The organism is Saccharothrix australiensis (assembly GCF_003634935.1).
Classification (GTDB): domain Bacteria; phylum Actinomycetota; class Actinomycetes; order Mycobacteriales; family Pseudonocardiaceae; genus Actinosynnema; species Actinosynnema australiense.
On the sequence record NZ_RBXO01000001.1, the window covers coordinates 4,979,595 to 5,001,205 of the forward strand.

A 21,611-nucleotide genomic window follows, 5' to 3' on the forward strand; every position below is an offset into this window, starting at 1 on the left:
CCCGGCCCAACGCGTTGTGCCGCCGTTCCGCGGGGGTGACGAGCCACAGCGCGGAGGGGAACCGCAGGCACGCGGACCTGACCTCGCCGTCCTCCGCGTCCCGCATGACCTTGTCCAGCAGTTCGAGGATGGCGTCGGTGCGGTACTCCCGAACCACGCCCTCCAGCCAGCGGCGACCCCGGCGCTGCTTGCGGTTGCCGCCGATCCAGCTACAGCCTCGGGCAGCTCGGGCAGTTCACCACCCTCACCGCGCACCCGATCGAAGTAGATCATCGGGTTGTGGTCATCGTCGGCAGCGTGGAGCACGCCGTCCTCCGTCACGATCGCCCGCCGGCCCGTGTAAGCACTGTCAACTCCGACTACCCGGTGTGGGGCACCAGGATCGCGGCCACCGCCGCGCGAACGTGGTCGGCGATCTCCGCACGCGTGCCCGCCGGGAGCTTGGCGTCCAGGTACAGGTACGCCAGCCCGTGCGCCAACGCCCAGCCCGCCGACGCCAGCGCCTGCCGGTCGCCGGTCGGGAAGACCAGGGCCATCGCGAGTTCGAGCAGTTCGCGGATCTCCCCCGCCGCCTTGACCCGTTCCTCGCTCCCCTGGTCGCACGCGTTGCCGAACATCAGGCGGAACAGGGCGGGGCGGCGCAGGGCGAACTCGACGTACCCGACCGCCAACTCACCCAGGTCCGCCACCGACGTCGGAGGTGTCCGCCCTTCGGTCAGATCCGCTTTCAGGTCGCGCAGACCTTGGGCGGCGAGAGCGGACTCCAAGGCGTCGCGGTCGGCGAAGTGGCGGTACGGGGCGGTCGGCGAGACCCCCGCCTCACGGGCGACGGCTCGCAGCGAGAACGGCTCCCCCGCTTCGAGCATGCGCATCGCCGACGCCAGCAGCGCCGCCCGCAGATCGCCGTGATGATAGGCACTCTTCACCGAAGTTGACACTGCTTACATTCCTTCCTACGCTCATGTGAGCAATGTAAACATACCGGATGAGGAGCCGCGATGCCGTCACCGATGCCCACCATCTTCGAGCCGTTCACGTTGTCCAACGGCTCGATGATCCCGAACCGGCTCGCCAAGGCGGCAATGGAGGAGAACATGGCCGCCGACGGCCAACTCCCCGACGACGCCCTTTTCCGGCTCTACCGCCGCTGGAGCGAAGGCGGAGTCGGCCTGATCATCACCGGCAACGTCATGGTCCACGCCGAGGCGCTCACCGGCCCCGGCGGAGTCGTCCTCGACGCCCACTCGCCGCTGGAGCCGTTCCGGCAGTGGGCGGCAGCCGCCAAGCGCGGTGGTGCCCGAGTGTGGATGCAGGTCAACCACCCCGGTAGGCAGGTGCAGGCCGACATGCCGGGCGTCGCCTGGGGACCGTCGGCCATCCGCGTCGACCTCGGCCGGAACAGCAAGCGGTTCGCCCAGCCGACCGAGATGACCGCGCGGCAGATCCAGGAGACGGTCGCCCGGTTCGCCACCACCGCGCGGCGCGCCGAAGAGGCCGGCTTCGACGGTGTGGAGATCCACGCCGCACACGGCTACCTGCTGTCCCAGTTCCTCTCGCCGCTGTCCAACCGGCGCACCGACGAGTGGGGCGGCGACCTGGACAACCGGGCCCGCCTGCTCCTCGACGTCGTGCGCGCGGTACGGGCCGCGGTGACGCCGCAGTTCGCCGTCGCGGTCAAGCTCAACTCGGCCGACTTCCAGCGCGGCGGCTTCGACGCCGACGACGCCGCGAAGGTGATCGCGCTGCTGGCGCCGCTCGGCGTCGACGTGGTCGAACTGTCGGGCGGCAGTTACGAGTCACCGGCCATGACCGGGCAGTCCGGCGACCAGCGGACCCGCGCTCGCGAGGCGTACTTCCTCACCCTCCCCGAGGAACTGGCCAAAACCAGCCCGCTGCCCTTGATGGTGACCGGCGGCATCGTCCGGCGACCGGTGGCCGAGGAGGTCCTCGCCGGTGGCATCGCCCTCGTCGGCATGGGCAGCGCGCTGGCGGTCGACCCCGACCTGCCGAACAAGTGGCGGCACGACGCCGATGCCAAGGTCGCACTGCCGCCCGTGCGGATCAAGGACAAGGCCATCGCGTCCGCCGCGACCATGGCCCACGTGCGCCAACAACTCCGCCGCCTCGGCAACGGCCGTCGCACCCGGCCGGGCACCAACCCCAAGGTCTCGCTGCTGAAGGAAACCCTGCTCCAGCGCCGCGCCCTGCGCCGCTACCGGACCTGGCTGGCCGGCCGCGCGTAGTCGACACGGCGAAACCGCACCGGATCGCCGTCGTCCCAGGAGACCGTCTGCACCGTCGTTTACATCGAGGCTCTGGTCAGAGTCCCGTCGCAATCGCCCGATCGCCCCGTCCGCTCAGGTACTCGGCGAAGATCCGCCGCACCACTCACGCCGACCCCTCGTCAATCGCCAACACCCGCAACCTGTAGCCCTCAACAGCCTTGCGCGGGTTCGGATGCGGCCCACCATCCACGGTCTCGTACCCACGCCCGGCGCGGTGCGTGTTGCGCTCAAGATCGTGCTCGGCCGGGCACGGCGTCCGCCGCTGGTTGAGGACCTCGACCAGGGCCTCAATGCTGCGGCCGGCCAAGCGCTCGGCGAACAGCCACCGCACCGTCGGTGCGGTCTCGGGGTAGGGCTCCAGTTGGACGATGCTGCGACCGCGGCGTGCGCCTGCCGGGTGAGGATGCGGGCCCGCCTCGACCAACCGATAACCGTAGGGAGCACGTCCGCCCAGGTAGCGGCCTCCTCGGTCAGTGCCTGCATGGCCGCCATCACCCGGTGTCGGGCGCGGACCACCTCGCGCAGCGACTGCGCACCCGACATCCTCACCAACGCCCGGTGCTCCGGCGTCTCCAGGTCGACCGGCCCGCCGGCCTCCGGCAGCCACACCTGCACACGGTGACGCCGGAACAACGCCAGCAGCCGCTCCAATTGATCACCGGCCAAGCCGCGCTCGTACTCCCCCATCACGATCGCGTCGAACCCGCGATCCCGATCCCGCACCGCCGCCAGCAACTCCGCAGCCTGCGGGCGGTCACGCCATCGGTCGCGCCGCGACCGCCCGGCGTCGAAGAACGTGGCTGTCATGGTGCCGTGTCCGGCGACCAGTTCCTGGGCCACCTCCAACTGCCACGCCCGCGAGGTCACCGGGTCCTGGTGCTCGGTGGTCGAGGTCCGACCATAGAACGCGAACCGCAGGCCACCGACGATGCCCAGTCCGAGGTCGAGGCCGCCGCCGGTTTGGTCTCCCACCCGCAGGCCCATCCAGTCCGTGAGCGTCCCGACCGGACAACACCACGACACCCACCCTCCGCGTCACTACAGGCAGGCAAGATCATCCCAACGTGGCTCCCACTGCGGTCAACACCCTGTACGGGATGACAGGCCGCAGCTTGAGCACTCCACCATACGGCGCCGGTTGCGCTCCCGACCTGGCCGACGGATACGGCATACGACGCCTGCGCCGGAACTCGGGTGGGTATGCGCTGACAAGTTCGGTGAGTGCAGAACTCGCTTCGTCGTCCTCGCAGTCCCGAACAGGGTTCGGCCGGTTTCCGATATGCTTGTTGGCCAGCAGGTGTCGGAACACGACCGCGGATCGGTGACATGGCTGGGCGATCGAGGCGCGACGGGCGCACCAAAGGCGTGACTGCCAGCCCGATTCGGAATGAGATCAGCGGTTCGGTCGAAGGTACGGCGGTGCAGGTCGGCATGGTGATGGGCGACCTGCACCTGCATCTACATGCCGCCCACAGAGAAGCACGCGACGAGCCCGACCAGTTGCGTTGGGATCATGACCCTCATTTCACCGGACGTGGCGACATACTCGAACGCTTGGAAAAATTACTGACACCTGCGGCCGATGAAGGTTTCACGCCGGTTGTCCTGCACGGGCTCGGAGGTACAGGTAAGACCAGCGTGGCGGTCGAACTGGCGGTTCAACTCTCGGAGCGCTTCCGGCCGGTGTTCGTCAGTGGTCGAACCCGCGCGTCGTTGATAGGAGACCTCATCCGGTTGGGCGGAGCCCAATATGACGACGTGTGGAATTTGGGTATCGCAGCCGCCGCCGGGCCGGTGACACCACAGTTACCTTTTCCTGCTGACACACTGCTGATCGTAGACGGCGTGACCGACGTAGAGACGCTGCGTGGGGTGATACCCCGTAGCGCGCCGTGCCGGGTTCTGATCACCAGCACGGTGCGGCAACTGGATCAAGGATATGCACAGGTCGAGTTGACCGAGTGGCAGCCCGAGGAGAGTGTCCGATACCTCGAACTGGTGTTGCCGGACGCCTCGGTCGAGGACCGACGCCTCCTGGGAAAGGCACTCCACCACCATCCCCTCGCGTTGACCCAAGCTGCCCACCACTGTCGCCTGATGGCACGCTCCGTGGACACTTTCTTGAAGCACCTCGTCAGCGAGCCGTTGGTCGCCCTCGATGTCGGCGAGGCGAGCGGACATCGCGACACCACCTTGCGAACGATCCAACTCAACATCAAGATGGCCGTCGGACGAGAGTCGCTCGCCGGAGACCTGCTGGCCATGCTCGCGCACCTCGGCACCGATCCGGTTCCTGTCGGCCTGCTCGCACAGCGGCTTCCGGTCACCTATGTGAAGGGTTACGGCACGACCGGCACTGAACCGCAAAACCGTTCGCAGTGGTTTTTCCGCCGCCGAGGCAAGCGCCCAGCCTCGTCAGAAGAACGCTCCGACACCGCCCGTGACATGGTCCGTGCGCTGAGCGATGCCGGACGACGCGAACGCGCCATAGCGTCCCTGGTCTCGCTGTCGTTGGTGAGGGTCGGAGCGGAGCGCCTTTCGGTCCACCCGCTCGTCGCGCTCGTCGCGCGCTGTCTCGCCGAGGACCCGCTGCCGTGGCTCCAGGTCGGCTACGGGCTGTTCGTCCAACACCTTAATCCCGCCGACGACCAGTTAGGCGGCAGTCGGGAGTCGTTTCTCGGCCCCATCGCCTCGTTGACAGACATTGCCATGCGCCACGGCTACGCCGGCACCGTGGTCCTCGCCGCCTGCGTGCACCTGGCACGACGCCTAGCATTCTATGGGGTACGCAACGATCCCAATCCGAGTCTTGGGGCCGACCCGGTCACACTGGCGCATTACGCCCTCTCTGCGGCCGAAGCCAACAGCGTTACAGCGCCAGAGTTGCGGGGAGTCGCGGTTGAAGCCCGCACGACGCTAGCCCAACTTGCGTGGTGGAAAGGCGACGTCGGCTCCGCCTATGAGCTATGCATGACCAACATGGCCATGGCACTCGATTACCAGGACTTCCGGCTCTACCTCCGCTTTCTCAGGTCAGTCGGTGAGATCGCCGCCGTCAGCGGAGATCGGAAGATAGCGCAGGACGTTCTAGAAAAGATCGTCTCAGAGGTGGATCCGAGGGTAACCGAACCGGCACTCCAAGCCGGCATCGCCTACACCAAGACTCAGATCCTTCGGTTGTTCAACCGCATCGACGAGGCACGCACGCTCAACGCAACGGTGCTTGAAATGCTCCAGGAACACTCCTTGGACCGCTACACCGTGGAGATGGCGCATCAGATGGCGGCGCAGCTGGCCAGGGATACCGATGACGCGGCCGCTGCCCTTCACCACGAATTGGCGCTGCTTGAGCTCCGACGCGCATCCGCGAACGATGACCGGCCCGACCGGCACCTCGTCGATTCACTACACGGGGCCGCCGATGCCGCCATCGATGTCAACAACCTGATCCTGTCCGCTAAGCTGATCGACGAAGCCTACACTTTGGCGAAAGACGGTTTTGGTCAGGACAGCGATGTCTACGCGACCGTCCTGGGGGTCCGAGGGCGACTCAGGTTGCATCAGCGTCACTACCAGGCGGCGGTCGAAGATCTCACGGCAGGAAACAGATTCTTCCAAGCCAATCCTGGCATGGCGCGAGGTGGCAGAACCGCGATCCTGATCCACCTCGCCTTGGCCACGGCAGCCCTGGGTGACCGCAAGCAGGCACTAATCTTCGCGAACGAGGCGTACACTCTCGATCGACAGATGTACGGCGAGGACCACCCGGAAACCTTGAAAGACAAGGAAACGATCCACTATCTGTCGAAGGGCATGCGGTAGTCGCCTACACGACGACAGCGGAGGGGTCGTCGGTGACGAACCGGGCGGCGGCTTCGAGGGCTTAGTTGTCGCCGCAGAGGCGGAGTGTCGTGTAGATGAGTTTCCACCACGACGACTCGGTGTCCCTGGCAACCGGGATCGGTGGGCATCGCAAAAGCAGCACTGATTACGCCGAGCGCTGGCGGATCGACTCCTCGAGCCTCGAGTGCGCGATCGCGGACCTCATGGCGCTCGTGCGTGTCACCGCAGAGCGACCGGCGACGACGAGTACGACGTGCGTGTGGGAATCGAGCGGGCCGGCGGGCAACCACTGATAATCCTGACAAGAAACGAATTCGACTACCTGCATGAGGGCGTTTCGATCCCACTGCCCCGCTACACGTCCGTCGAGACGACCGTGAACGCGGCAGGGCCTACCTCAGACTACCACCCGGCACATCCACGACCTCGCTCGGGACTGCGTGAACCAGGGCGGTGTCCCGGACGCGCGGATGATCCGTCCTGCGGTGCAGGACGACCGACGGTAGCCGCTGCCGTGGGCGCGGTCCGCGCCACAGCAGCACATCGCCTCTCGCACCTCGATGATCCGAGCAGTCCGGCAGGGAACTCTTGGCGGCCGTGTTTCGACCTTGGGTGCACGAGGCAGCACCACCGCGGCCCCGCACTGACCGACCGGCAGCCCTGGCGGGTGCGGCGACATGCTCAGCCCGGCACAGCTGACCGCTCACCGCGCCCGTCTGCACACTTGGGCCGTGGGCGTGGATGTCGGTGGCCCGGACAGCCGCCGAGAGCGGAGACCACGACCGGGCGGTCGACTACGCGAGCCGCATCAACAAGGACACACTGCGCACAGGCGTCGTCTGTCATGTGCTCAAGGTGTCGTGCAAGGCCGGCGACCACGGTCAGGCGGTCCGCACGGCGTTGTTGATCAGCGATCCGATCGTGCGCACCGCGGCGCTGACCACCGTCACCGATGCCCTGATCACGGCCGGCCGCCCGGAGGAGGCGGTCGCCCTGCGCGACGACGCGGAAAGCACGGCCACCACCATCACCGACCCCGGTCAGCACGTACACGCGCTCCTGAAGGTGGCCCTGACCTGCTCGGGGCTCAGGGACCGCGACCGGGCGGACCGACTGTTCGACCGTGCGGTCACGGACGTGCCGACCGTCGTCGATCCCGGCGAACGGGACCTCGTCTGGCCGGCCGTGGCCCGCGCGCTGGCCGCCGCCGGCCTGTACGACCGGGGTATCGACGTCGCATCCGGCCTTACCGATCCGGGTCGGCGCAGCCGAGTGTTCGCCCGGCTCGGGACGGCAGCGGCCACTGCGGGGATCACGACCGGGCGGCGGAACTGGTGCGGCCCACGATCGGATCCGCACACCTCATCACCAACCCCAGGATGCGGCGCGCGGCCCTGACGAGAATCGCCGACGAACTCGCGCGAGCCGGCATGTACGAGCAGGCGGTGGACCTGGCGCGCTCGGTGTTCGATGACCTTGACGCCGAGCCCTACGCTCTCGTCGGGGTCGCTCGCGGCCTGGCCCGAGCCGGTGATCACGATCGCGCGCTTGACCTCGCACATTCGATCACCGACACCCGTCGGCATGCTGGCGCGCTGGCCGCCGTCGCCGACGTACTCGCCGAGACAGGACACCCCCACCGGGCCACCGAACTGGCCGAATCCGTGCCCGTACCCGAACAGCGTTGTGAGGCACTGGTGCTCGTCACCGACACGCTGGCCAAGACCGGACGCCACGAGCAAGCGGCCGCCGTGCTGGACAGGGCGATCACCGACGCGCGTCCTGTCACCGACACTCCTCGCGACGGCCGGGCACGCGTGGCCACGGTGGGGGCACTGGCCGACATCGGCCGCATCGACCAGGCGATCCTCCTGGCCAACTCCATCTCCGATCATCGCCGAAGCGCTGGCCGGGCATGGGGACCACGACCGCGCCGACGCCGTACTCCGCACCGCCCTGCTGTCCAGCCCATGGCGATCGACGGCACGCACACTGGCCTTACTGTCGCCCGACCTCGCTCTCGAAGTCCACAGCTAGATACGCCGACTGCTGTTACCGCCGAATACACGCGCGGTTACTGCCTGCTGTCGGAATGTGCTCAGCCGTCACACTGTCGTCAGGCTCTCCGATACCTGAGCCGGTCGTTATCCGGCCCCAGGCGACCGAGCCGTGCGCGACCGGCACTGTCGTCGCCCGCGGTCACAGTGCGCGGATGACTGCGTGGCCCCCGGTTGGCAGAGACGATCTGCGACGCATGGCGGGCGACGCCGGGTTCGACACCGTCCTGCCGGTGCTGGTCCACCGGCTGATCACGGAGACCGGCCGGGATGTGACGGAGTTGGACACGCCCGGCGGGTCGGCGACGGCGGTCGGCAGGCTCGACGGGGCGGTCACCCCGCCTCGGGGTTTCGGATGAGATGCTGCGGCTGGTCGCCAAGCGGTTCGTCGAGACCGGTGGCGATGTGCCGGCCCCGTGTCACGCACCGCTACGACCGCCTGACCCGCAACCACCTCGGCGCGCTCAACCTGCTCGACTGGCTCCGTGACCTGTCAGACACGCCCTGGCTAAGGCGCTGCTTCCACAGCCGGCCGACGACTTCGCCTTCCAGCGCGGGGCGTGGGATGCGACCGGAACGTTCCACCCACGGCTGCACGGATCGTCGCTACCATCGGGCGAATGACCCTCCGCGTGCCACTGGCCGCTGTCGTCGTGCTCCTGCTCGCCGCCTGTGGCGGCGCACCGGAGACCACACCGGGAAGCACACCGAGGAACACTCAGGAGGCTGCACCGAAGAACACGCCCGGCAGCGGGCCGGAGGCGGCGCTGAAGGCCCTCGCCGCAGCCGCCGACGCCCAGGACGACGAGGCGGTGCGCAAGCTCGTCTGCCCCGAGCGCTGGAGCGAGTCCCGGACGTTCGCCGCGAAGAAGGCCGAGGCCGCGCAGCTCGACCCCCGCCTCGCCGACATCCGCTACCGGATCACCGCCAAGGAGGTCCGGGACCCGACCGACACGGCGGCCACCGGCCTGCTCGACGTCGAGGTGGAGGGCGTGCCCGACGACTTGCCGCCCGCGGCACAGTCGGGCCTGGACGCGATGGAGGCCCCGATCCCGGTTGCCCTCCTCGGGCCGGACCAGACGATCAAGCTGGTCAAGCAGGGCGACGCCTGGGTAGCCTGCCGCTGATCCACCCCCGGCCGCCCGCCGGACCTCGCACCGTCGGCTACCGCACGCCGCCGCGACACCCTCGCGGCGGCGATGCGTTCCGGCTTCCGGCTCGCGCCGGGCGCCGTGTCAGCTTGCCGAGCGCGCCGACGGGCGGCCCGTTGCGGCTGTGACCTGGGCTCAGTCCGATGGCGCACCCGAGGGCCGGCCTGGTCACTCGCCGAGGTGAACGAGGACGGGTACGTCGGCGCGCGGACCGGTCGGCCCGTCGAGGTCGTCCGCACCGAGACCAACGGACTGCACGTGCCCGCGAACGCGGAGATCGTGCTCGAAGGCTGGATCAGTCCCCACTAGACCGCGATGGAGGGACCGATGGGCGAGTACCACGGCTACCAGTTCGCGGAATCCCGGCCACAACCGGTCTTCCACGTCGAGGCGATCACCCACCGCACCGACCCGATCATCCCGTTCTGCGTGGCCGGGTTGCCGCCGGAGGAGAACCACACCATCCGGGGCACCATGATCTCCGCGGTCGCGCTCGACCTCCCGCGCTCGCACGACCTCCCGGTCGACCTGGCCTGGTGCCCTACGAGGCCGCGACCTGCCGGCTGGTCGTGTCGGTCGACCTCGACCGGCTCGCGGCGCGGCCCCTGGCCGAGCACGACCTCGTCATTCGCCACCTCGTACCCACCCGCCGTGCGGCAACGCGTACTGGACCGCTGGAGCGAGTACGGCTTCACGACGACCTGAACGCCCGGACGGCCGGTGAGGGCCCTCCGACGCGGTCGGTGACGCGGATCGTGGCACCCGGAGAACTCCTCGGCACAGCACACCGGCCGCTGGACCGGAGGCCGGACAGCTCGGCCGCCAGACCGAACGGCGATGCACACCCGGAGCTGGTCCGTCCCGATGTGCGAGGGAGTCCGTCCTCAGCTCTTGTGCCTCATGTCGACAGCTTGTATACATCTCGTTCATGAGCAGTGTACGAGTTGATGGGCAGGGAGGTTCGGCGCAGGACCTCACCTACCGGTGGCTCAAGCGGCACATCGCCACCCTGCCTCGGGACGGCGGCACGTTCCTCACCGAGTCCGAGGTCGCCCAGCAGGCCGGCACGTCCCGGACGCCCGTGCGGGAGGCGCTGCTGCGACTGGAGGCGGAGGGCTTCCTCCAGATCGTGCCCAAGAAGGGCGCGTTCGTGCCGCCGGTGTCCGACGCCGAGGTCCGCGCCGTCATGCAGGCCCGTGAGTTGATCGAGGACTGGTGCGTGCGCCGCGTGGTGCCCGTGGCCGAGGAGTTCCTGGCCGAACTCGGCAGGCTGGTCGCCGAGCAGGAGTCCCTGTTGGACGACCCGGTGGCGTTCATCGACTGCGACCGGGCCTTCCACCGGGCGATCGTGCGCCGGGCGGGCAACCCGGTACTGGCCGACTTCTACGAGACCTTGCGGGAGCGGCAGGTCCGGATGGGGTTGCGGGCGGTCGCGAACGAGGAGAACCGGGCGCGCACCGTGCTCGCCGAGCACGCGGCGATCGTGGCCGCCCTGCGCGAGCAGGACCCGGCGCGGGCGGGCGAGGCGTTGGCCGTGCACCTGTCCAGCACGCTCGCCGCGTTGCACCTGCCCGAGGTGGCCGGGTGGACCGGTGGGCAGTCCGTGGCGGGGCTGTCGTGAGAGTCGCCCTGGTGCAGGTGGCGAGCCCGGCCGAGGAGGGCGTGGCGCGGCGGCGTGAGCGGGTCGGCCGGATGGTGCGGGACGCGCGCGGCGCCGATCTGGTGGTGTTGCCGGAACTCTGGGCCGCGGGCTACTTCTCCTTCGACGCCTACGCCGAGCAGGCCGAGCCGGCCGACGGCTCCACGGTCGCCGCGGGGCGCGAGTGGGCGCGGGACCTGGGTGCTCACGTGCACGTCGGCAGCTTCGTGGAGCGGGACGACAGGGGTCGGCTGTTCAACACGGCGGTGCTGGTCGACCCGAGCGGGGAGGTCGTGCACGCCTACCGCAAGATCCACGTGTTCGGCCACGCCTCCCTGGAGGCCCGGCTGCTCACGCCCGGCGAGCGCATCGACGTGACCGGCACGCCCCTCGGGCCACTGGGCGCCACCACCTGCTACGACCTCCGCTTCCCCGAGCTGTGGCGGGAACTGGTGGACCTCGGCGCGCAGGCCGTGATCGTCCCGGCGGCCTGGCCCGCCGCGCGGCGCGAGCACTGGCGGCTGTTCACCTCCGCCCGCGCGGTGGAGAACCAGGTCGTGCTGATCGCCTGCAACGCGGTCGGCGAACAGCACGGCACCGCCCTCGGCGGGAACAGCCGCGTGGTCGACCCGTGGGGAACCGTGCTGGCCGAGGCCGGGACCGACGAGGGGATCACCTGGTGCGACGTCGACCCGAACGTGGTCGGCCGGGTGCGGGCGGAGTTCCCCGTGCTGGCCGACCGCCGCTCCCCCTGGAGGAACGCTTGATCGTGCGACTGCACGTGGCCGGCACCGGCGAGGTGCTGACCGTGGACCCGCGCCGGCTCGTCGTGGCCGGCTACACCGGGCGGGACGAACACGCCGTGGCCGAGCACATCGCCGAACTGGCCGCGATCGGCGTGCCGGAACCGGCGACCGTGCCCGCGTTCTACGACCTCGACCCCGGCCTGCTCACCACCGACCCGGTGGTCGAGGTCGGTGGGCCCGCCACCTCCGGTGAGGTGGAGCCCGTGGTGGTCCGCCACGACGGCCGGTACTTCCTCGGCGTCGGCTCCGACCACACCGACCGCGACCTGGAGCGCACCGACATCGCGGCGGCCAAGGCCGGCTGCCCCAAGCCGATCGGCGGGTCGGTGGCCGAGGTCGACCTGTCCACAGTGGACTGGGATCGGATCGTGGTCGACTCCAGCGTGGACGGTTGGCCCTACCAGCGCGGTCCGCTGTCGGCGCTGCGCCGGCCGGACGAGCTGCTGGCCCGGCTGACCGCCGTGCTCGGCGAGACCACCGGCGACCTGGTGGTGTTCTGCGGCACCCTGCCGCTGCTGTCCGGGCAGTTCGTGTACGGGGCCTACTGGCGCACGCACGTCGAGCTGCCCGGCGGCCCGACCCTGACCCACGCCTACGAGACCAAGCAGAGGAGCGAGTGATGCGCACGGGTGCCGAGTACCTGGCCGCATTGAAGGACGCGCGGCGGATCTACCTGGACGGCGCACCGGTGGAGGACGTGGCGCACCACCCGGCGTTCGCGCCGGTCGCCCGGACGATCGCGGAGCTGTTCGACCTGGCCGCCGACCCGGCGTCCGGCATGACCCGGACCGACCCGGACACCGGCGGCACGGTCAACCGGCTGTTCACCACCCCGCGCAGCCGGGAGGACCTGACCGCGTTCCGCGAGGCCGCCACCACGTGGGCGCGGCACACGCACGGTTGGGTCGGCCGCAGCCCCGACCACGTCGGCGCGTTCGTCTCCGCGTTCGCCGCGCACCCGGAGGCGTTCGCGGGCGGCGACCACGACTTCGCCGCCAACGTGGCCGCGTACCGGCGGCGCGTCGCGGAGGAGAACCTGTACGTCTCCTACGCGATCATCCCGCCCCAGGTCTCCCGCGCCACCACCGCGCACGCCTGGGAAGGCGATTTCGTGCAGGTCGGCGTGGTCGAGGAGCGCGCCGACGGGATCGTGGTGCGCGGCGCGCAGATGCTCGCCACCGGCGGCGCGGTCGCCGACGAGATCTTCGTGTCCTGCATCAAACCCCTCTCGCCGGAGGACACCGACTTCGCCCTCGGGTTCGCCGTGCCCGTCGCCGTGCCGGGCCTGAAGCTGTACTGCCGCCGCCCGTACGCGCCCGCGGCGACCAGCGGCTACGACTACCCGCTGACCACCCGGTACGACGAAACCGACGCGCTGCTGGTGTTCGACGACGTGTTCGTGCCGTGGGAGCGGGTGTTCGTCTACAAGGACGTCGCCGGTCTGCGCCGCCAGTTCTTCGACACCGGGGCGCACGCGCTGGGCAACTGGCAGGCGCAGATCCGGTTCGCCGTGAAGCTCCAGTTCCTGGCCGGCCTGGCGCGCAAGGTCACCGCCGTGAACGGCGTCGACAGGTTCCCCGGCGTGGTGGAGAAACTGGGCGAGCTGGCGAGCCTGGTGTCCCTGGTCGAGTCCGCCGTGCTGGCCGCCGAGTACACCGCCGAACCCGACGCGCAGGGCATGTGGCGGCCCGGCGCCCGCGCCCTGTACGGCGCGATGGGCCTGCAAGCGGAGCTGTACCCGAGGGTGCTGGGCATCCTGCGCGACCTGGTCGGCGGCGGCGTGCTCCAGGTGCCCTCCAGCGTCGCCGACCTGACCAGCGACGAGACCCGCGCCGACATCGACCGGTACGTGCACAGCCCCGGCACGCCCGCCGAGGAGCGGGTGAAGCTGTTCAAGCTGGCCTGGGACGCGATCGGCAGCGAGTTCGCCGGACGCCACCACCAGTACGAGCTGTTCTACGCGGGCGCGCCGTTCGTGGTGAAGGGCTACGCGTTCCGCAACTACGGCTTCGACGGCCCGGTGGCCGCCGTCGACGGCTTCCTGTCCGCCTACGGCCTGGCCGAGGAGAACGCGTGAGCAAGCCCGAATCCGAATTCTTCCCGGTGTCCGACGTGGACTTCACGGTGTGCCCCGGAGACGACCCGAAGATCACCGAACGGGTGCTCGCCCGCGACCCCGAAACCGGTGTGGCGACCCGCATCCTGCGCTACGAGCCGGGCGCGGACTCCACCCCGATGGGCGTGCAGCGGCACGACTTCTGGGAGGAGGTCTACATCCTGGAAGGCTCATTCACCGACCTGACGCTGGGGAAGACGTTCACCGCCGGCATGTACGCCTGCCGCCCGCCGGGCATGCCGCACGGCCCGTGGCGCACCGACGAGGGCGTCGTCACCTTCGAGGTCCGCTACCGCTAGGAGGTCCGCATGGCACCCACGTCCACGGCCGTGGACCCGATGACGATGCGCCGCAGCATGGGCCGGTTCGCCACGGGCGTCGCGGTCGTCACCACCCAGACCCCGGACGGCACCCCGCACGGCATGACCGTCAACTCGCTCACCTCCGTCTCGCTCGACCCTCCGCTGCTGCTGGTGTGCCTGACGACCGGCGCGCGCAGCACCGACGCCGTCACCGGCGCGGGCCGGTTCGCGGTGAGCATCCTCTCCGCCCGGCAGGAGCACCTGGCGCTGCGGTTCGCCCGGCGCGGCGAGGACCACTTCGCCGGCTTGGAGGTCATCCGCGGCCGGCACCGGGTGCCGGTGATCCCGGACGCCTTCGCGCACCTGGAGTGCGACGTGGAACGGCATTTCACCGCCGGTGACCACGTCGTCGTCATCGGGCACGTCCGCCACGTGTGCGAGCGCGACGGGCAACCGCTCGGCTTCCTCGGCGGCCGGTTCGGCGACGTCGTCGACCGGGGCCACGACCCGGCACCCTGGTTCTGCTGACCCGGCCGGCGATCTTCGCTCCCGAAGATGCGCCTCGGCGACTGTTGGCGCAGTCGCCGAGGCGTGCTGGTACCCGCGCTCGCCGATCCCATGACACGGAGCAGACATGGCGACTACCACTACCGAAAATAGCACCGGACGGGGTGGCGGGCGCACCGCCCACACCCAGCTACCGGTCATCGCGGCGTCGAGCCTCGCCGGCACGGCTGTCGAATGGTACGACTTCTTCCTCTACGGCACCGCGTCCGCGCTGGTGTTCAACGAGCTGTTCTTCCCCGCGTCGGACCCGATGGTGGGCACGCTGCTCGCGTTCGCCACCTACGCCGTCGGTTTCCTCGCACGACCCGTCGGCGCGGCCGTGTTCGGCCACTACGGCGACCGCAAGGGCAGGCGGGCGACGCTGATCGCCAGCCTGCTGCTGATGGGCGTCTCCACGTTCCTGATCGCCCTGCTGCCGACCTACGACACGATCGGCGTGGCCGCGCCCGTCCTGCTGGTCGTGTGCCGCCTGGTGCAGGGCTTCGCGCTCGGCGGCGAGTGGGGAGGGGCCGTGCTGCTGGTGTCCGAGCACGGCGACAGCACGCGCCGCGCGTTCTGGGCGTCGTGGCCGAACGTCGGTCCGCCGCTGGGCAACCTGATGGCCGCCGGCGTGCTCGCGCTGCTCGGCGCCGTCATGTCACCGGACGCGTTCCTGTCGTGGGGCTGGCGGATCGCGTTCGGCCTGTCCGCGCTGCTGGTGGTGATCGGCCTGTGGCTGCGGCTCTACGTGGCCGAGACGCCGCTGTTCCAGGCCGAGCGGGCGGAGCGGACGACGTCGGCCCCGCTGGGCGCGGTCGTGCGGGGGCACTGGCGGCAGATCCTGCTCGGCGCGGCCACCCGGTTCGGCGAGAACGCCGGGTTCTACCTGTTCTCGCTGTTCGTGATCACCTACGTGACCAAGGTCCTGCACCTGGGCGACTCGGTCGGGTTGACGGCGGTGATCACCGGCCAGGCGGTCGCGGTGGTGACGATCCCGCTGTTCGCGATGCTGGCCGACCGGATCGGCCGCCGCCCGATCTACCTGGCGGCGTCGGCGGCGACGATCGTGTGGGCGTTCGTGTTCTTCGCGCTGCTGGACACGCGGAACACGGCGGCGATCGTCGTGGCGGTCGCGGTCGGCCTGCTGATCTTCGCCGCCTACAGCTCGGTGATCGGCGCGTTCTTCTCCGAGCTGTTCCCGACCGCGGTCCGCTACTCGGGCACCTCGCTGGCCTACAACCTCGCGTCGGTGCTCGCCGGGTCGCTCGCGCCCATCGTCGCGATCGCCCTGCACCGGTGGTCCGGCACCGGGTACGCCATCTCCGCCTACCTGGCGCTGATGGGCCTGGTCTCGCTGGTCGCCACGCTGATCTCGAAGGAGACCCGGTCCGTGGACCTGGCCGACGTGGGTTCGCGATGACCGGTGCGGGTGGGCGGGGTCGGCACCCGGCCACCCGCACCGGCCGGGCCGAACGGCCCAGCCGCCGTCACGGGGTTCCGGGGGCCAGGACGATGTCGAAGCGGGCGCGGGCCCAGGTCCGGTCTCCGAGGTCGCGGCCGTCCGGGGTCGGTGTTCCGGCGGGCTGTTCGACGAAGTCCTCGACCAACGAGTCCCGGACGCCGAACACCGCGTCCTGCTCCAGCAGGTCGTCGCCCCGGACGAAGATGTGGGTGACCAGGGTCCGCATCCCCGCCGCGCTCACCATGAAGTGCAGGTGCGCGGCGCGCATCGGGGACCGGCCCGTCGCCCGCAGGAGCCCGCCGACCGGGCCGTCGTGCGGAATCGGGTAGGGCGTGGGCGTCAGGGCCCAGAAGCGGTAGCCGCCGTGCTCGTCCGTGTGGAGGTGGCCGCGCGCGGCGACCCTGCCGTCGGCGTACTGCACGTCGTAGAAGCCGTCGTCGTCGGCCTCCCACACCTCGATCCGCGCGCCCGGCACCGGACGGCCGGCCACGTCGGTGACCCGTCCTTCGACCCAGCACGGCTGCCCCCGGGCACCGCCGGAGATGTCGCCGCCCCGCTCGACCTCCGGCGCGTCGTCGACGAAGAACGGCCCGAACACCGTGGCCTCGGTCTCCCCCGCGACGGCTTCGTTGTTGACGGTCACCGTCTGCATGGAGGCGCCGAGCACGTCGGACAGCAGGATGAACTCCTGCCGCCGGTCGTCGGTGATGTGCCCCACGGCGGTGAGGAACCCGATCGCCTTGGCCCACTCGTCCTGGGTGAGGCGGACTTCGCGGATGAAGGCGTGCAGGTGCTCGGTGAGCGAGCACATCAGCTCACGCAGCCGGTCGTCCTCGGTGCCCGAGAAGCTGGCGAGCACCCGGTCGGTGAGCGCGCGTTCGCGCCTGGCCTGCTCGTCGTGGTCGGTGCTCATGGTCGTGGCTCCTCCGCGGGGTCGGCTCCCGTCCAGGCGTTGCGCAGCAGCGCGGCCAGGGACTCCCTCGTTACCGGACGCGGGTTCGACTCCGGCACTACGGGCAGGACGAGATCCACGGCTTCGTCCAAATCGGACTCACGCATCCCGTGGTCCCGCAACGCGACGGGTGCGTCGAGGGTGCGGCGCAGCGCCGCGAGCCCGCGAACCGGGTCGGTGGCGCCGAGCGCGGATGCGATGCGCCGCGCCGCTTCCGGTGCGGCGGGCGCGTTGTAGGCGAGGACGTGCGGCAGCACGACCGCGTGGGTCCGGGCGTGCGGGAGGTCGTATGCGCCACCCAGGACGTGGCAGACCTTGTGGTGCAGACCGGAACCGGCGGAGGCGAAGGCGACGGCCGACAGGTACGCGCCGTACAGGCACTGCTCGTGTCCGGCCAGGTCGCCGGGATCGGCCTTGACCACCGGGAGACCGGCCGCGAGCGCGCGGACCCCCTCGACGGCGAGCGCCTGGTTGATCGGGTCGGTGCGGGGAGCCCACATCGCGTCGACGCCGTGCGCGACCGCGTTGAGCCCGGACGCGACGCTCGACTCCACCGGCAGGGTCGCGAGCAGCGTCGCGTCGTAGACCACGGCGGCGGGCAGGACCCGGGCGTCGACGCCCGTCGTCTTGCGCGCGGCCTCGGTCAGGCCCCACACCGGCGTCGCCTCGGAGCCGGCGTACGTGGTCGGCACGGCGATGACCGGCAGGCCGCTGGTGAGCGCGACGGCCTTGGCCAGACCGGTCGTCGACCCGCCGCCGATGCACACCAGCAGGTCGACGCCGTGGTTCCGCGCGGCGGCCCGCGCCTCCTCCGCCTTCTCGACCGGCACGTGGGGCGCCACGTCGGTGTGCACCAGCGCAGGCTCGAAACCCCGGCAGAGCGCCGCCGCGGTCTCCGGCTTGTCCGCGATCACCATCACGGTGGGGCTGCCGAACCGGGCGACCTCGGAACGCAGGTTCTCGGCGGCTCTGCCCGACGCGAACAGGACGCGTTGGGCGAGCGTGTCGTGTGCGAATTCCAGCACGGTGTCCTCGCGAGGTGGAAGTGGACGGCGGGTCAAGCCGCGTCGGGGCGCGGAGTGGGCTGGTAGGCGAGCAACAACCACGTGCCGTTCTCCCTGACCCACACGGCGATCGAGTTGTTGACCAGCCGTTTCCTCTTGCCGCCCGCGGTGATGCTCGCGTTCATCCGCCCGACCACGACGGCTGTGTCACCGGTCACCAGGACGTCGTCGACCGGGTGGTCCACCTGGTGGTAGACGTAGTGGCCCGACGCGCACTTGTCGAGGTAGGACCCGATCGAGTCCCGGCTGCCGTCGGAATGGGTGTACACGAGGTCCGGGTGGCACAACTCGCGGAACGCGTCGAACTCCGCGTCGACCACGGCCCGGTACCGCCGGGCCTCCAGTTCGAGGATCCGCGCCTTCGCGGCGGCTACGTCGGCCGGCACGTGCTGCGTCATCTGGGTGCTCCCCCGGCGGCGATTGTCGATGTCAACGCCGACGGTAGGCGCGCCTTCGCTTCCTGTCAATCAATACTGGACATGTGCCGAGGCCGTCCTTGGCGGCCGACGACGAACCAGATCGCCACGCACGTCTCGTCGAACGGGTTGCTGAGCCGGTGCGGGATCGACGAGTCGAAGTTCAGGCTGTCGCCGGGGAAGAGCACCTGGCGCGCGAAGGCGACCTGCACCTCCAGACGCCCGGCGAGGACGTGGACGTACTCCTTGCCCCCGTGGTTCATGAGGTTGTCCACCGGGCACGACTCGGTGCCCGGTGGGTAGGTCACCCGCAGGAACTCGACGTCGGGGTCGTCCTCGGGCGTCAGGCGCTCCCACCGCACCCCGTTCAGGTACAGGTCGGGCCGTTCTCCCGCCCGTTGCAGACCGGGCAGGGCACCGACCTCCGGCAGCGCCACGACCTGCGACGGTCCCTCCGCGCCAGGGGCGGGGACCACGCCGGCGTGGCGCGATCCGGCGTCACCGGCCATCAGGGAGTCCAGCGACAAGCCCAGCTCGCGCACCATCGCGTACAGCGTTCCCACCGACGGGGCGGCGCGCCCCAGTTCCACCTGCGAGACGAAGCTGGGGGAAAGGCCGACGCGGCGGGCCATCTCCCGGAGCGACATCTTCGCCGCCTCGCGGGCGGCGCGCAGGCGCAGGCCGACTCGCGCGTTCCGGTCCTGCGCGGCGCCGTCGGCGGGTTCGACGCCCCCGGGCTCCGATGCCGGCTGACGTCCCGCGTCGTCCGTGCTCGCCGTGGCGCTCATTCCCCGTCCCCGTCCTCCATCGCTTCGGCACTACTGCACGCGACCGTGCGTGTCGATTGTGCATGGCGGCCGTGCGGCCTGCGTCGGCACCACTTCCGGGGTGAACATGTGAAGTGCTACTGTACAGTTCGTCGGAGCCGATGCCGGACGTCCGTCTCGCCGAGGAGACCGCCACATGCCACGAACGATGAGGGCCGCCCTGTATCACGGGGCCCGCGACATCCGCGTCGAGGAGGTGCCGGTGCCCACGACCGGCCCCGGCGAGGTGCTGATCCGGGTGCTGCGCTCGGGCGTCCGCGGCACCGACGCGGCGGAGTGGACATCCGGTCCGAAGACGTTCCCCGCCGCACGCAGGCATCCCGTCAGCGGTCACCTTGGACCACTGATCCCCGGTCACGAGTTCGTGGGCGAGGTCGTCGAAGCCGATCCGACGTCCGACCTCGCGGTCGGTGACCTCGTCGCGAGCGGCGCGGGCATCTGGTGCGGGCGGTGCCGCCGGTGCCGGGAGGGGCGCACCAACCAGTGCGCCGCCTACCGGACCCTCGGCCTCAACGTCCACGGCGGCATGGCCGAGTTCGTCGCGGCACCGTCCAGGACACTGCGCCGCGTCCCCGCGGGGCTGTCCGCCGACCACGCCGCACTCGCACAGCCGTTGGCCGTGGGGGTCCACGCCGCCCGCCGTTCCGGCGCCCGCGACGGCGACACCGTCGTGGTCATCGGCGCAGGCGCGATCGGGTCCTTCGTGCTGGCGGCGCTCAAGCACCTCGGAACCGGTGAGGTCCTGGTCGTCGACCACCCCGGCAGGCGGCTCGACCGGGCGTCGCGGCTCGGCGCCGACCACGTCCTGCCACCGTCGGAGACACTCGACGCCGACGTGGTGGACGCGCTGGGCGGCGCGCCCGACGTGGTCGTCGAGGCCAGCGGGGCACCGGGGCAGCTGGCCGCGGCGCTGCGCACGGTGACCGACGGCGGTCGGGTGCTGGCCGTCGGCGTGCCCGAGCGCCAACCCGCGCTGGACGTCCGGTCGATGGTCTACCGCGAGATCACCCTCGACACGACGCTCGCGCACATCTGCGACACCGACCTGCCCGTGGCGCTGGAGATCCTCGCCCGGGGACAGCTCGGCGCCGAACTCGCCGAGACCCCGGTCGGACTCGACCGGCTGGGCGAATCGCTCGACCGCCTGGCAGCCGGTCACGTCGAGGGCAAGGTGCTCGTCGACCCCGGCCTCGCACAGGGCTCGTCAACGCACCGGTTGTCGAGGGATCCCGCACCGCGACCACGCAATCCCAGGAGGAAACCGTGCTGATCGGATTCGCCGGTCTCGGCCGGATGGGCCGGCCGATGGCAGCCAACCTGACGCGCGCCGGCCACACCGTGCTCGCCTACGACCCCTACGCGGACGGCGCGCCCGAGGGCGTGACCCTCCTGGGTTCCGCGACCGGGCTCGTGGACGCACCGCTGACGATCAGCATGTTGCCCGACGGCGCCACGACCCGGCATCTCGTCGTGAACGGGCTGGCCGCAGCCGCGCAAGGGCACCTGCACGTGGTGATGGGCACCGTCGCTCCGGAACTCGTGCGCGAGCTGGCCGGCACCGCGCCCGTCGACGTCGTCGACGCGCCGGTGTCCGGCAGCGTGTCGATGGCCGGGACCGCGGCCATCACCACGATGGTGGGAGGCACCGCCGAGCAGTTCGAACGAGTCCGCCCGGTCCTGCGGGCGATGACCTCCGCCCAGTTCCACGCCGGGCCGGTCGGCTCCGGGTCGGTGGCCAAGCTCGCGGTCAACGCCGTGCTCGCCACGCTCAACCAGGGCGTCGCGGAAGGGCTGCTCGTCGCCGAGGCCGGTGGACTCGACCCCAAGGTCTTCTACGACGTGCTGCGCACCAGCGCGGCCGGCGCACCGTACGTCGGCTACAAGGAAACGGCCTACCTCTCGCCGGAGACCGCCGGCGTCGCCGCCCCGGTGTCCCTCATCCGCAAGGACCTCGGGCTGGCGCTCGACCTGGTCCGCGCCAAGCGACTCGACCTGCCGGGCGTCCGGGCCGCCCGCACCGTCCTGGACGACGCGACCGCGGCCGGGCTCGGCGAGGCCGACATGGCACGGGTCCTCACGGTGCTCCGCCTGCGCAACGGCCGCTGACCCCTCCCCGTCCTCGACGGACCGTTCCGGCACCGCCCA

Annotated in this window: 22 protein-coding genes and 2 pseudogenes; 17 read left to right on the plus strand and 7 right to left on the minus strand. The window is 70.6% G+C overall.

From position 1 onward, the window contains the following. Positions 1-359: 359 nt before the first annotated feature. Positions 360-926 carry a TetR/AcrR family transcriptional regulator gene (locus tag C8E97_RS21155; protein ID WP_246019062.1) on the minus strand — a complete coding sequence of 189 codons (567 nt, stop codon included), beginning with the start codon at positions 924-926 and terminating at the stop codon, positions 360-362. 72 nt (positions 927-998) lie between these two features. On the opposite strand from C8E97_RS21155, the gene C8E97_RS21160 reads away from it, so the two are divergent. Beyond that, positions 999-2,243, plus strand: coding sequence for an NADH:flavin oxidoreductase/NADH oxidase family protein (locus tag C8E97_RS21160; RefSeq protein WP_121007258.1), 1,245 nt, complete (start codon positions 999-1,001; stop codon positions 2,241-2,243). A 145-nt stretch (positions 2,244-2,388) separates the two neighbouring features. Here C8E97_RS21160 and C8E97_RS36185 read toward each other — a convergent pair whose 3' ends face one another. Then, entirely contained in the window at positions 2,389-2,709 is a 321-nt protein-coding gene (locus C8E97_RS36185) for a recombinase family protein (RefSeq protein WP_246019463.1), read from the minus strand. 101 nt (positions 2,710-2,810) lie between these two features. Continuing rightward, positions 2,811-3,269, minus strand: a pseudogene (locus C8E97_RS36190) (recombinase family protein); the annotation flags it as partial. 381 nt (positions 3,270-3,650) lie between these two features. On the opposite strand from C8E97_RS36190, the gene C8E97_RS21170 reads away from it, so the two are divergent. The 14 genes and pseudogenes from C8E97_RS21170 (at position 3,651) to C8E97_RS21230 (ending at position 16,165) form a co-directional block, all read left to right on the plus strand. After that, positions 3,651-6,107: an ATP-binding protein gene (locus tag C8E97_RS21170; RefSeq protein WP_147455192.1), complete on the plus strand. Its 2,457-nt coding sequence runs from the start codon at positions 3,651-3,653 to the stop codon at positions 6,105-6,107. 95 nt (positions 6,108-6,202) lie between these two features. Beyond that, positions 6,203-6,421: a hypothetical protein gene (locus C8E97_RS34130; RefSeq protein WP_147455193.1), complete on the plus strand. Its 219-nt coding sequence runs from the start codon at positions 6,203-6,205 to the stop codon at positions 6,419-6,421. Positions 6,422-6,875: 454 nt separating this feature from the next. Beyond that, entirely contained in the window at positions 6,876-7,526 is a 651-nt protein-coding gene (locus C8E97_RS21180; RefSeq protein WP_147455194.1) for a hypothetical protein, read from the plus strand. Continuing rightward, entirely contained in the window at positions 7,508-8,344 is an 837-nt protein-coding gene (locus C8E97_RS34135) for a hypothetical protein (protein ID WP_147455195.1), read from the plus strand. Before C8E97_RS21180 ends, C8E97_RS34135 begins: the two co-directional genes overlap by 19 nt. A gap of 38 nt (positions 8,345-8,382) precedes the next feature. Further along, positions 8,383-8,544, plus strand: a complete 162-nt coding sequence (locus C8E97_RS34790) for a hypothetical protein (RefSeq protein WP_170211938.1) — start codon at positions 8,383-8,385, stop codon at positions 8,542-8,544. A 261-nt stretch (positions 8,545-8,805) separates the two neighbouring features. Beyond that, on the plus strand, positions 8,806-9,312 hold the full coding sequence (locus tag C8E97_RS21190) for a hypothetical protein (RefSeq protein ID WP_121007263.1): 507 nt from the start codon (positions 8,806-8,808) through the stop codon (positions 9,310-9,312). A gap of 204 nt (positions 9,313-9,516) precedes the next feature. Then, positions 9,517-10,041, plus strand: a pseudogene (locus tag C8E97_RS36195) (UbiD family decarboxylase domain-containing protein). Positions 10,042-10,264: 223 nt separating this feature from the next. After that, on the plus strand, positions 10,265-10,957 hold the full coding sequence (locus C8E97_RS21200) for a GntR family transcriptional regulator (protein WP_121007264.1): 693 nt from the start codon (positions 10,265-10,267) through the stop codon (positions 10,955-10,957). After that, positions 10,954-11,742, plus strand: coding sequence for a carbon-nitrogen family hydrolase (locus C8E97_RS21205; protein ID WP_121007265.1), 789 nt, complete (start codon positions 10,954-10,956; stop codon positions 11,740-11,742). The genes C8E97_RS21200 and C8E97_RS21205 overlap by 4 nt, the downstream gene beginning before the upstream one ends. A 2-nt stretch (positions 11,743-11,744) precedes the next feature. Further along, a complete protein-coding gene (locus C8E97_RS21210; protein WP_246019394.1) occupies positions 11,745-12,401 on the plus strand; it encodes a DUF2848 family protein in 657 nt (218 codons plus the stop codon). Beyond that, entirely contained in the window at positions 12,401-13,858 is a 1,458-nt protein-coding gene (locus C8E97_RS21215) for a 4-hydroxyphenylacetate 3-hydroxylase family protein (RefSeq protein WP_121007267.1), read from the plus strand. The genes C8E97_RS21210 and C8E97_RS21215 overlap by 1 nt, the downstream gene beginning before the upstream one ends. Next, a complete protein-coding gene (locus tag C8E97_RS21220) occupies positions 13,855-14,196 on the plus strand; it encodes a cupin domain-containing protein (RefSeq protein WP_121007268.1) in 342 nt (113 codons plus the stop codon). The genes C8E97_RS21215 and C8E97_RS21220 overlap by 4 nt, the downstream gene beginning before the upstream one ends. A gap of 9 nt (positions 14,197-14,205) precedes the next feature. Continuing rightward, entirely contained in the window at positions 14,206-14,727 is a 522-nt protein-coding gene (locus C8E97_RS21225; protein ID WP_211347107.1) for a flavin reductase family protein, read from the plus strand. 106 nt (positions 14,728-14,833) lie between these two features. Further along, positions 14,834-16,165 carry an MFS transporter gene (locus tag C8E97_RS21230; RefSeq protein WP_121007269.1) on the plus strand — a complete coding sequence of 444 codons (1,332 nt, stop codon included), beginning with the start codon at positions 14,834-14,836 and terminating at the stop codon, positions 16,163-16,165. A 67-nt stretch (positions 16,166-16,232) separates the two neighbouring features. On the opposite strand, the gene C8E97_RS21235 is transcribed toward C8E97_RS21230, so the two are convergent. The 4 genes from C8E97_RS21235 to C8E97_RS21250 all read right to left on the minus strand — a co-directional run bounded on the left by C8E97_RS21235 (position 16,233) and on the right by C8E97_RS21250 (position 19,427). Continuing rightward, positions 16,233-17,120: a dioxygenase family protein gene (locus C8E97_RS21235; protein ID WP_121007270.1), complete on the minus strand. Its 888-nt coding sequence runs from the start codon at positions 17,118-17,120 to the stop codon at positions 16,233-16,235. Beyond that, positions 17,117-18,184, minus strand: a complete 1,068-nt coding sequence (locus tag C8E97_RS21240; protein ID WP_121007271.1) for a maleylacetate reductase — start codon at positions 18,182-18,184, stop codon at positions 17,117-17,119. The genes C8E97_RS21235 and C8E97_RS21240 overlap by 4 nt, the downstream gene beginning before the upstream one ends. A 32-nt stretch (positions 18,185-18,216) precedes the next feature. After that, positions 18,217-18,621 (minus strand): nuclear transport factor 2 family protein, encoded by a 405-nt coding sequence (locus C8E97_RS21245; protein ID WP_121007272.1) that lies wholly within the window; start codon positions 18,619-18,621, stop codon positions 18,217-18,219. A gap of 65 nt (positions 18,622-18,686) precedes the next feature. Next, positions 18,687-19,427: a helix-turn-helix domain-containing protein gene (locus C8E97_RS21250; RefSeq protein ID WP_121007273.1), complete on the minus strand. Its 741-nt coding sequence runs from the start codon at positions 19,425-19,427 to the stop codon at positions 18,687-18,689. 175 nt (positions 19,428-19,602) lie between these two features. Here C8E97_RS21250 and C8E97_RS21255 point away from each other — a divergent pair, with 175 nt between their 5' ends. Both C8E97_RS21255 and C8E97_RS21260 read left to right on the plus strand, forming a co-directional pair. After that, positions 19,603-20,736 carry a zinc-dependent alcohol dehydrogenase gene (locus C8E97_RS21255; RefSeq protein ID WP_121007274.1) on the plus strand — a complete coding sequence of 378 codons (1,134 nt, stop codon included), beginning with the start codon at positions 19,603-19,605 and terminating at the stop codon, positions 20,734-20,736. Further along, positions 20,730-21,572 (plus strand): NAD(P)-dependent oxidoreductase, encoded by an 843-nt coding sequence (locus C8E97_RS21260; RefSeq protein ID WP_121007275.1) that lies wholly within the window; start codon positions 20,730-20,732, stop codon positions 21,570-21,572. The genes C8E97_RS21255 and C8E97_RS21260 overlap by 7 nt, the downstream gene beginning before the upstream one ends. Positions 21,573-21,611 lie beyond the last annotated feature (39 nt).